The 11008-nt window shown below is 73.6% G+C and carries 6 protein-coding genes; 3 read left to right on the forward strand and 3 right to left on the reverse strand.

From position 1 onward, the window contains the following. On the reverse strand, nucleotides 1–1629 hold a 1629-nt coding region (locus GV126_RS02160; RefSeq protein ID WP_159662162.1), incomplete at its 3' end, for a PAS domain-containing protein. 360 nt (nucleotides 1630–1989) lie between these two features. Here GV126_RS02160 and GV126_RS02165 point away from each other — a divergent pair. Next, complete coding sequence (locus GV126_RS02165; RefSeq protein ID WP_236569842.1) at nucleotides 1990–5097, forward strand: glycoside hydrolase family 2 TIM barrel-domain containing protein; 3108 nt, start codon at nucleotides 1990–1992, stop codon at nucleotides 5095–5097. Nucleotides 5098–5265: 168 nt separating this feature from the next. On the opposite strand, the gene GV126_RS02170 is transcribed toward GV126_RS02165, so the two are convergent. Next, entirely contained in the window at nucleotides 5266–5469 is a 204-nt protein-coding gene (locus GV126_RS02170) for a hypothetical protein (protein WP_159662164.1), read from the reverse strand. A gap of 410 nt (nucleotides 5470–5879) precedes the next feature. Here GV126_RS02170 and GV126_RS02175 point away from each other — a divergent pair, with 410 nt between their 5' ends. Beyond that, nucleotides 5880–7721 (forward strand): glycoside hydrolase family 15 protein, encoded by a 1842-nt coding sequence (locus GV126_RS02175; protein ID WP_159662166.1) that lies wholly within the window; start codon nucleotides 5880–5882, stop codon nucleotides 7719–7721. Nucleotides 7722–7830: 109 nt separating this feature from the next. Next, the gene (locus GV126_RS02180) at nucleotides 7831–8067 is read left to right on the forward strand and encodes a hypothetical protein (RefSeq protein ID WP_159662168.1); all 237 of its coding nucleotides are present in this window, start codon (nucleotides 7831–7833) and stop codon (nucleotides 8065–8067) included. 114 nt (nucleotides 8068–8181) lie between these two features. Here the strand turns inward: GV126_RS02180 and GV126_RS02185 are convergent, their stop codons facing one another. Then, nucleotides 8182–10959 carry a SpoIIE family protein phosphatase gene (locus tag GV126_RS02185; RefSeq protein ID WP_159662170.1) on the reverse strand — a complete coding sequence of 926 codons (2778 nt, stop codon included), beginning with the start codon at nucleotides 10957–10959 and terminating at the stop codon, nucleotides 8182–8184. Nucleotides 10960–11008: the final 49 nt, after the last annotated feature.

Genomic DNA, 11008 nt, shown 5'->3' on the forward strand with positions numbered 1-11008 from the left:
GTCGTAGACCGCGTACAGGCAGGTCGCGCCGACCTCGCCGGGGCGGCCCTCGCTGCCCGCCTCCTCCGACATCCGCACCACCACGTCGTCCAGGTGGGTGAGCAGCTCCTCCGGGGCGAGGTCGATGTCGGCGAGGGTGCGCACGGCCGTGCGCAGCCGGCCCATGGTGGCCGACGCCTGCACGCCGTGCCCGAGGACGTCCCCGACGACCAGGGCGACCCGCATCCCGGACAGCGGGATCACGTCGAACCAGTCGCCGCCCATCCGGGACCGGGCGGCCGGCAGGTACCGGGAGGCCGCCTCCACGGCGGCCGTGCGCGGCAGGGTGCGCGGCAGCAGGCTGCGCTGCAGGGCGAGGGCGGTCTCCCGCTCGCGGGAGTAGCGGCGGGCGTTGTCGATGCAGACGGCGGCCCGGGCGGTGACGTCCTCGGCCAGCAGCACGTCGTCGGCCGTGAAGCCGGCGGGCTGCGCGAAGCGGGTGAAGACGGCCACCCCGAGCGCGATGCCGCGGGCCCGGATCGGCACCGACATCGTGGAGTGGATGCCCAGCCGCTCGATGAGCCGGACCCGCCCGGGGTCCCAGGCGAACCACTTCTCCATGTCGCCGGACGCCTTGGCCACCACGATCGCCTGCCCCGTCAGCAGGGCCACCGCCTGCGGGGAGGCGGCCGGGTAGACCTCGCTGTCGCCGACGGCGGACAGCGCCTCGGGTTCGGACGGGGTGAGCGAACGGTGGGCGACCCGGCGCAGCGCGACGGGCACCTGCGGCGGCCCGATGGGCAGCTCCGCGTCGGGCTCCGGCGGGTCCACCAGCTGCACGCTGACGAAGTCGGCGAGGACGGGCACGCAGACGTCGGCGAGTTCCTGCGCCGTCCGGGTGACGTCGAGCGTGGTGCCGATGCGGGCGCCGGCCTCGTTGACCAGCTGGAGCCGCTGCCGTGCCCGGTACTGGTCGGTGAAGTCGTGCACGGCGACGCACACCCCGTGCACCCGGCCGGCGGCGTCGGTGATCGGGGACAGGCGGGCGAGCCAGGCGCTCGTGCCCCCGTCGCCGCCGCGGGCGTAGGTGCGCACGTCCTGGCCGCGGCCGGTGCCGAGCACCTGGAGCATGTGCTCCTCGATGTCGTCGCTCTCCGGCCGGCCGCCGATCTCGGGCAGGCGCAGGCCGCGCAGCCGCTCGCCGGGGGCGCCGAGCAGCTGGGCCATGGCGTCGTTGACCGCGTGCAGACGCAACCGGTCGTCGTAGATCGCCACGGCGCACGGCGACTGCACCAGCCGGGCCTGCGCGGGCGGATCGTCGGGGTCCTGCACGTCGTCGCCGCGCAGCGGGCAGACGACGAGCCAGTCGCCGCTGCCGCCCTCGGCGGGCTGCCGATGGGCCAGCACCCACACCGACACGGCGTGCCCGTCGCGGTGGCGCAGGGGGAGTGTGCCGCTCCAGCGGTGCTCCTCGGGCGGGCCCACCCGGGCGCCGTCCGCCAGCAGGGCGGCGGCGGGCCGGGCGAGGACCTCCTCCGGCGCCCAGCCGAGCAGGCGGCGGGCGCCCTCGCTCCACTCGACGAGGACTCCGTGCTCGTCGACGACCGCCCGTGCCGTGGCCGCCTCGTCGAACGGATACGCCGGTCTCATCGTGGCCACTCCATCGCGCACACTCACAGTGATCACGGTGATCAGGTGTGTCACTTGCGTTCCAGCCTAGTGGGTGGCGACGCCGCGCGGCCGGTGGCCCCCGCCGGGAGGACGGCGATCCTGCGCACGGCTCGCGGACCGGATCCGGCGCACGGCCGGCGGGCGCGATCCGGCGCACGACCGGCGGACGCGATCCGTTCGCGCCGCCCGCGGACGCCCCGGTCCGCCGATGCGCGGTGCGGCGCAGAAGGCACGCGCCGCACCCTTGACGATCGCCTGCGTGAACGCGTCAGAATCTGTTCGGTCTCGATGACTTGTGATGAATTCTGATCCCCGGTGGGGGAACGAAGGAGAGCCGCCATGACGGTCACGCGCAGATCGGTCCTCATCGCGGGCACGGCGGCACCGGCCGCAGGAGTCCTCCTGGGCGGCCCCGCGGCCCTGGCCGCCGAGGCCGGGGACGCGACGGGCCGCGTCCCCGGCCGCCGCACGGTCCCCCTGCGCGACGGCTGGCGCTTCGCGCTGGTGAACCCGGGCGGCATCACCGACCCCACCGGCGCGTTCGCCGACGCCGCCGACCCCGCGCACGACGACTCCGGCTGGCGGCAGGTGGCCGTCCCGCACGACTGGAGCATCGAGCAGACCCCCACCACCGAGCACGGCACCAGCAGCGGCACCGGCTTCCTGCCCGGCGGCCTGGGCTGGTACCGGCTCTCCTTCACCCTGCCGCGCTCCTGCGCCGGCAAGCGGATCTCGGTGGAGTTCGACGGCGTCTACATGGACTCCCACGTCTACTGCAACGGCACCGAGGTGGGCCGGCACCCCTACGGGTACACCGGCTTCGCCCTCGACCTCACCGACCTGGTGCACACCGACGGCACGACCGAGAACGTGCTCGCGGTCAAGGTGCAGAACCAACTGCCCAGCAGCCGCTGGTACTCCGGCAGCGGCATCCACCGCGAGGCCCGCCTGGTCGTCACCGACCCGGTGCACGTGGCCCGCTGGGGCACCTACGTCACCACCCCGCAGGTCAGTGCCGACCGGGCCGTGGTCCGGGTGCGCACCGAGGTGGCCAACGACTCCGGCGCGGCGGCCCGCGTCGAGATCGCCTCGACCGTGCTCGACCCCGACGGCCGTACGGTCGCCGAGGCCGCCTCCACCGTCACGGTCGACGCGCACGGCACCGGCTCCCCGACCCACGAACTGACCGTCACCCATCCGCGGTTGTGGAACTTCGACACCCCGCACCGCTACACGCTCCGCACCGAAGTGCGCCTCGGCGGCCGCACCGCCGACACCTACGACACCGTCTTCGGCATCCGCACCTACCGCTTCGACCCGGACAAGGGCTTCTCGCTCAACGGCACCCCCACCAAGATCAAGGGCGTCGACCTGCACCACGACCAGGGCGCGCTCGGCGCCGCCGTCGGCATCGACGCCGTGCGCCGGCAGATGACCCTGATGAAGTCCATGGGCGTCAACGCCCTGCGCACCTCGCACAACCCGCCCGCCCCGCAGCTGATCCAGGTCTGCGAGGAACTCGGCATCGTGATGATGGTGGAGGCCTTCGACTGCTGGCGCACCGGCAAGAACCGCTACGACTACGGCCGGTTCTTCGACGAGTGGTGCGAGAAGGACGCCACCGAGATGGTGCGCGCCGCCCGGAACTCGCCCGCCGTCGTGCTGTGGTCCATCGGCAACGAGATCCCCGACTCCACCAGCACCGCCGGCCTCGCCATGGCCGACCGCATCATCGCCGCCGTCAAGGCGGCGGACGACACCCGCCCGGTGGTCATCGGCTCGGACAAGTACCGCAGTCTGCCCAAGAAGGGCTCCGCCGCCGACCTGATGCTCGCCAAACTCGACGGACTCGGCCTGAACTACAACACCGCCAAGTCGGTCGACGCCCTGCACGCCGCCTACCCGCACCTGTTCCTCTTCGAGTCCGAGTCGTCCTCGGCGACCTCCACCCGCGGCACCTACCAGGAACCGGAGCACCTGAACACCGGCGAGAACCACACCCCCGGCCGGCGGGCCACCTCCTCCTACGACAACAACCTCGCCTCCTGGACGATGAGCGGCGAGTACGGCCTGAAGAAGGACCGCGACCGCCCGTGGTTCGCCGGGCAGTTCCTGTGGTCGGGCATCGACTACATCGGCGAGCCCACCCCCTACGACGTGTTCCCGGTCAAGGCGTCCTTCTTCGGCGCCGTCGACACGGCCGGCTTCCCCAAGGACGCCTACCACCTGTTCAAGAGCCAGTGGACGACCGAGCCGATGGTCCACCTGGTGCCCATGACCTGGAACCACGCCGAGGGCGACGTCGTCGAGGTGTGGGCGTACGCCAACGTCGAGTCGGTGGAGCTGTTCCTCAACGGCCGCTCCCTGGGGGTCAGGACGTTCGACGTGAAGCGGACCACCGACGGGCGCACCTACCTGGAGACCACCGAGGCCACCGGAGACGACAAGACCTTCACCGACGGCCCCTACCCGGGCAGTTACACCAGCCCCAACGGCAGCGCCGGAAAACTCCACCTCACCTGGAAGGTGCCGTTCCGGCCGGGCGAGCTGAAGGCGGTCGCGCGGCAGGGCGGCAAGGTCGTGGCCACCGATGTGCTGCGCACGGCCGGGCCGGCGCACGCCGTGCGGCTGACCGCCGACCGCGCCTCGCTCGCCGCCGACGGCCGCTCGCTGGTGTTCGTCACCGCCGAGGTCGTCGACGCCCGCGGCACGGTCGTCCCGGACGCCGAGCACCTGCTCACCTTCGACGTCGCCGGCGGCTCGCTCGCCGGCGTGGACAACGGCCGCCAGGAGAGCGCCGAGCGCTACCAGGCGAGCACCCGCACCGCCTTCCACGGCAAGGCGCTCGCCATCGTCCGCTCCGGCACCGGGGCGGGCACCCTGAAGGTGACGGCACGGGCGGACGGACTGCGCACCGGCACAGTGACCGTGCGCACCACGCCCGCCCGCTCGGTGGCCCCTGTGAGCACCGATCCGATGGCCGACGACGCCTACCAGCCCACCGGGGACAACGAGGAGCAGGAGGACGCCGCGCCGCTGGACATGCAGGACGCGGTGGACGAGCGGACCTACGACGACACCCTCGACGAGGGGTACTCCCCGCCCGAGAAGCCGCTCGGCGTCGACAAGTACGGCACCACCGCCGCCGAACAGCACGCCGGCGAGACCCTGGACCAGCGCCTGGCCCAGGAGCGACCCGACGTGACGGAGCCCGAGGGCGACGCCGTCGGCGACCTGCCCGGCGGGGAGGGCGAGCCGGTCGATCCGGAGGCCGGTGGACCGCGCGCCGGCCGCCTGGTCGCCCCGGACGAGGGCGCGCACACCGACACCACCAAGGAGGAGGTGGCCGCCGACAAGGGCATCGACGCCGGAGCGGCCGGCGCCGAGGAGGCCGCCGTCCACGTCGTGGAGGACGACAGCACACTGCCCGACGAGCCGCAGCCCTGACCGAGCACTGCCCGACGAGCCGCAGCCCTGATCGCACGACCGCGAGGACGACGCCGCGCACGGAGCCGCCCACGGGACGGGGACGGGGCCGGGCTGGGGCATCGTCCCCCTCCCGTTCCCGCGGCGGCGGACCCGGCCGGTGCGTGCCCGGGCCGCCGCCGCACAGGGCTAAGGCAGCAGCTTGTCCAGGGCGGCCGAGCCCTCCCTCTCGATCTTGTGCTTGGCCCACTCGAGATTCCGTGGGGTGATGTCCCGGCCCGCGGCCAGCACGACGTCCTCGGGCGAGACGTCGCTGCCGGTACGGGCGTGGAGCACGTCGTCCGGGGTGCACCCCCCGGACCAACGGGATGCGTCGGGTTGTGATGTCGACATGTGTCCTCCTCGCTCCGGCCGGGTCCCCGCCCGGGTCCGGACTGCACCGCCCGTGCTGCGGGACCGGGACCTTCTCCCACCATTGCCCGCCGCGCCGCAGCTTGCATCCGGAACGGCCTGCTGGCAGCCCGCACGAGCCGCCCCGCACCCGCCCGGCCACCACGGCGCCCCGCCGCCGGCCGCGACTCCCTAAGCTGGAAACACCCGAAACCCGAGCCGGACACACCCAAAGAGCCGAGCTGGACACGAAGCCCCAGCGGGAGACGCCCGGAACGACGCGCCGGAAGCGGCCACAGGCCACCGGCCGGAAGCACCCGGAACCGACAGGACACCCTCACCGGCCCGGACCGGCGGGGAACCGGCACGGCGCCGCGATCCGGACGCCGCCCGTCTCACCCAGGGAGGCCACGATGGCCGAACCCCCCAGCCGGCCGCCCTTCCACGGCGGCCGGCACGTGCCGATCGCCGAGCACGGCCTCATCGGCGACCTGCGCACCGTCGCCCTGGTCGGCAGCGACGGCACGATCGACTGGTACTGCCCCCCGGCCTTCGACTCCCCGAGCGTCTTCGCCGGCATCCTGGACGCCGAACGCGGAGGCTGCTTCGAACTCGCCGCGGCCGAGGCGGCCCGCACCAAGCAGTTCTACTTCCCCGACACCAACGTCCTGATCACCCGGTTCTTCACCGAGGACGGCGTCGGGGAGGTGCAGGACTTCATGCCGGTGGCCGGTGCCACGGGCGCCCTGGGGGAGGCCGACCGGCACCGGCTCATCCGCCGCGTGCTGTGCGTGCGCGGCACCCTGCCCTTCCGGGCGCGGATCGCGCCACGGTTCCACTACGGCGCCCACCCGCACACCGTCCGCACCGAGGGCTGCGTGGTGCTGTTCGAGTCGGCGTCCCTGTCCCTCGCCCTCACGGCCACCGTCCCCCTGGAGACCGAAGGACCGGACGTCCGGGCGGACTTCAAACTGTCCGAGGGCGAGTCGGCCGTCTTCGCCCTGGACCAGGTGGGCGGCGACGTGGCCCCGCGCAGGTGCCCCCACCTGGAGGCCGAGGACCAGTTCAACGCCACGGTGACGTACTGGCGCCGCTGGCTGGCGCAGTCCCGCTACCGCGGCCGCTGGCGCGAGATGGTGCACCGCTCCGCGCTGACCCTGAAACTGCTCACCTACGCCCCGACCGGCGCCATCGTCGCCGCGCCCACCACCAGCCTGCCCGAACGCATCGGCGGCGAGCGCAACTGGGACTACCGCTACGTGTGGGTGCGCGACGCCGCGTTCGCCGTGTACGCGCTGCTGCGGCTCGGCTTCAGCGGCGAGGCCGAGGCGTTCATGCGCTTCGTGACCCGGCACATCAGCCCGGGCGACGGCAAGGCCACCGGCCCGCTGCAGGTCATGTACGGCATCGACGGCCGCACCGAACTGCCCGAACGGAAACTGACCCACCTGAGCGGCCACCACGGCTCGGCCCCGGTCCGGGTCGGCAACGCCGCCGCCACCCAGCTCCAGCTCGACATCTACGGTGCGCTCATCGACTCGATCTACCTCTACGACAAGTGGGCGCAGCCGATCTCCAGCGGCCAGTGGGACGACGTGTGCGCGCTGGTCGACTGGGTGTGCGAGAACTGGGACCAGCCCGACGAGGGCGTGTGGGAGACCCGCGGCGGCCGGAAGAACTTCCTGTACTCCCGGCTCATGTGCTGGGTCGCCGTCGAACGCGCCATCCGGCTGGCCAACCACCGCGGGCTGCCCGCCGACCTGCTCCGCTGGCGGCAGACCCGGGACACCATCTACCGCCGCATCATGGACCGCGGCTGGTCGCACACGCGGCAGGCCTTCGTCCAGTACGAGGGCGGCGACGTGCTGGACGCCGCCGTGCTGATGATGCCGCTGGCGAAGTTCATCGCCCCCACCGACCCCAAGTGGCTGTCCACCCTCGACGCGCTGACCGAGGACCTGGTCTCCGACTCCCTCGTCTACCGCTACGACCCGCGGACCAGCCCCGACGGGCTCGACGGCGACGAGGGCACGTTCTCCATCTGCTCGTTCTGGTACGTCGAGGCCCTCACCCGGGCCGGCCGCCTCGACGACGCCCGCCTGGCCTTCGAGAAGATGCTCACCTACGCCAACCACCTCGGCCTGTACGCCGAGGAGATCGGCCGCACCGGCCGGCAGCAGGGCAACTTCCCGCAGGCCTTCACCCACCTGTCCCTGATCAGCGCCGCCTACAACCTCGACCGCGCCCTGGGCTGAGGCGGGGTGTGCCCGCCGGGCGCGAGGGTACCCGGCGTGGCACCGACGACGTGGGCGGAAGACCCCACCGCAGGACCGATCGAGAACACTCCGCGAGGAGGAGAGCCGCATGACGAGCAGCACCGAGACCGGTGACGTCACCGGCACCCGGGACAAGGACTACAACCTCATCTGGTACGTCGAGTCCTGCCTGAGCAACGCGCTGCGGCTGGAGCAGTACATCCAGGACGCCGAACGGGACGGCGACAACGAGGTCGTGGAACTGTTCCGCAAGGCCCAGGCCGACAGCCGCAAGGGCGCCGAACTCGGCAAGGACCTGCTGCGCTCCCGGCTGGGCGGCGGCTGACCGCACGCGCACCCAGGGACGGCCCGGGACCCGCGAACGACCGCGACAGGTCCCGGGCCCGACCATGCCCGATCGTCCCCCGGGGCAGGGGCGCGCGCCCGGTGTCGCTCGGGGTCAGGGCAGTGGCTGCTCCGCCCAGATGACCTTGCCGACGGCCGTGTAGCGGGTGCCCCAGCGCTCGGCCACCTGCGCCACCAGGAACAGACCCCGGCCGCCCTCGTCGGTGGTGTTGGCGTAGCGCAGATGGGGCGAGGTGTCGCTGCTGTCGGACACCTCGCAGATCAGCGAGCGGTCCCGCAGCACCCGGACCCGGATCGGCGCGCTGCCGTACCGGATCGCGTTGGTGACCAGCTCGCTCAGGATCAGCTCCGTGGTGAACGTCAGTTCCTCCAGCCCCCACGCGGCCAGGCGCCGGCTCACCGAGGCCCGTACCTCCCCGACCGCCGCCGGCTCCGCAGGGACGTCCCACTCGGCGACCCGGTCGGGTCCCAGCGCCCGGGTCCGGGCCACCAGCAGGGCGATGTCGTCGGGCGCCCGGAACGGCTGCCGGGCGTCCACCACCGCGCGGCACGTCTCCTCCGGCGAGGGGCCCGCCTCGGCCAGCCGGGTCCGCAGGTCCTCCAGGCCGGTGTCGATGTCCTGCCGCCGGTCCTCCACCAGGCCGTCGGTGTACAGCACCAGGCGGCTGCCCTCCGGCAGCTCCAGCTCGGTCGTCTCGAACGGCAGCCCGCCCAGCCCCAGCGGCGGACCGGCGGGCACGTCGGCGAACGCGACCTCACCGGAGGGAGAGATCACCGCGGGCGGCGGATGGCCGGCGCGGGCCAGCGCACAGCGCCGGGTGACCGGGTCGTAGACGGCGTACAGGCAGGTGGCGCCGATGACGGGCGCCCCCGCCCCGTCGGCCGGCTCGTCCTGGTCGATGCGCGCGACCAGTTCGTCCAGCAGCCCCAGCAACTCGTTGGCCGGCAGGTCCAGGGCGGAGAAGGTGTGCCCCGCGGTCCGCAGCCGGCCCATGGTGGCCGCCGCGTGCAGGCCGTGCCCCACGACGTCCCCGACGACCAGCGCCACCCGCGCCCCCGACAGCGGCAGCACGTCGAACCAGTCACCGCCGACCCCCGCCTGCGCGGGCAGATAGCGGTAGGCGATCTCCAGGGCGTTCTGCTCGGGCAGGGTGCGCGGCAGCAGACTGCGCTGCAGGGTCACGGCCATGCCGTGCTCGCGGGTGTAGCGGCGGGCGTTGTCGATGGACACGGCGGCCCGCGCGACCAGTTCCTCGGCGAGCGCCAGTTCCTCGACGTCGAACGGCTCGGGCTTCTGCGACCGCCAGAAGTTCACCAGGCCCAGCACCGTCGACCCCGCCCGCACCGGCGCCGTGATCAGCGAATGGATGCCGTACTCCACGATCCGCTCGGTGCGTTCGGGGTCCTGCGCCAGCCAGCCCGGGGCGGCCTCCAGGCGCGGTTCGAGGACCGGCCGGCAGGTCCGCAGGCTGTCCGCCTGCGGCGAGGAGGGGATGAAACGGATCTGCCTGCCCACCTGGTACAGAGGGGCGTCGTCGCGGATGCCGCCGGCCGCCGCACGGCGCAGCGTCGCCCCCGGTTCCGGGTCCTCGCCGCGCAGCACCGCGTCGTACAGATCCACCGTGACGAAGTCCGCGAACCGCGGAACGGCCACCTCGACCAGCTCCTGGGCGGTCCGCCGCACGTCCAGGCTGGTGCCCACCCCGACCCCGGCGTCGTAGAGCAGGCTCAGCCGCTCACGGGCCAGTTCCGCGCGGCCGGACAGGGCGCGCAGCTCCGTGGAGTCGCGCAGGGTGGCCACGCTGCCCGACGGGCCGCCGTCCACGTCGGTGGGCCGCTGGTTGATCGCCAGCAGCCGGTCGCCGACCAGATGCACCTCGTCCGTCGCGACCCGCCCCGAGGCCAGCAGACCCGCGACCCCCGGATCCAGGCCGAGTTCGGTCACCGGACGCCGCTCGGCGTCCTCGGGCAGGCCGAGCAGGCGGTGCGCCTCGTCGTTGGCGAGCAGCAGTTCCCCGTCGTCACCGATGATGATCACGCCTTCCCGCACGGAGTGCAGCACCGCGTCGTGGTGCTCGTACATGCGGGCCATCTCGCCCGGGCCCAGCCCGTGGGTCTGGCGCATCAGCCGCCTGCTGACCAGCGCGGTACCCGCCGTGGCCAGGGCCAGCCCGGCGCCGGCCGCCGCCAGGACGACGGGCAGCTGCCGCTCGGCGAGGCCACCCACCCGCTCCGTGGTGATGCCCGCCGCCACCAGCCCCACCACCGTGCCGTCCGGAGCCCTGACCGGCACCACCGCCTGCACCAGGGGCCCGATGGTCCCCTTGATCTCCTCGACGACGGTGCGGCCGTGCACGGCCGGCTCGATGGTGCCGACGAACTTCTTGCCGATGCGGTCCGGTACCGGATGGGTGTAGCGGATCCCATGGGTGTTCATCGCCACGACGAAGTCGACGCGTGCCGTCTTGCGGATGGCCTCCGCCTGCGGCTGGAGCACGGCCGTCGGGTCCGGTCCGGTCAGCGCCGCGGCGGTGCCGGGTGCGTGGGCGAACGTGGCGGCGACGGCGAGCGAGCGGGTGCGGGCCTCCTGGGTGCTGTCGTGCCGCACCTGGAGCACCAGGGCCACCACCGCCGCCAGGACGAGCAGCAGCACGACGACGACCTGCAGGAGGAAGACCTGGCCGGCCACGGTGCGCCGGCGCAGGGCCGAGCGCAGCCACCCGGCCCGGCGGTCGGCGACCCGGCGGTCGGCGGTCCGGCTCCGTTCGGCCCGCTCGCGGGCTCGCGAAGCGGGGCCGGGCGCCTGCCGCAGGCGTCGGCCGCTGGGGCGGCGGGCCGGCCGGGGGCCGGTTCGACCCGGGAGTCGGACCATGAGCCATGTCTACACTGCCCGGGCGCGTCAGGCGAGAGCCGTCACACCC

This window comes from Streptomyces mexicanus (genome assembly GCF_902506575.1).
GTDB classification, from domain to species: Bacteria; Actinomycetota; Actinomycetes; order Streptomycetales; family Streptomycetaceae; genus Streptomyces; species Streptomyces mexicanus.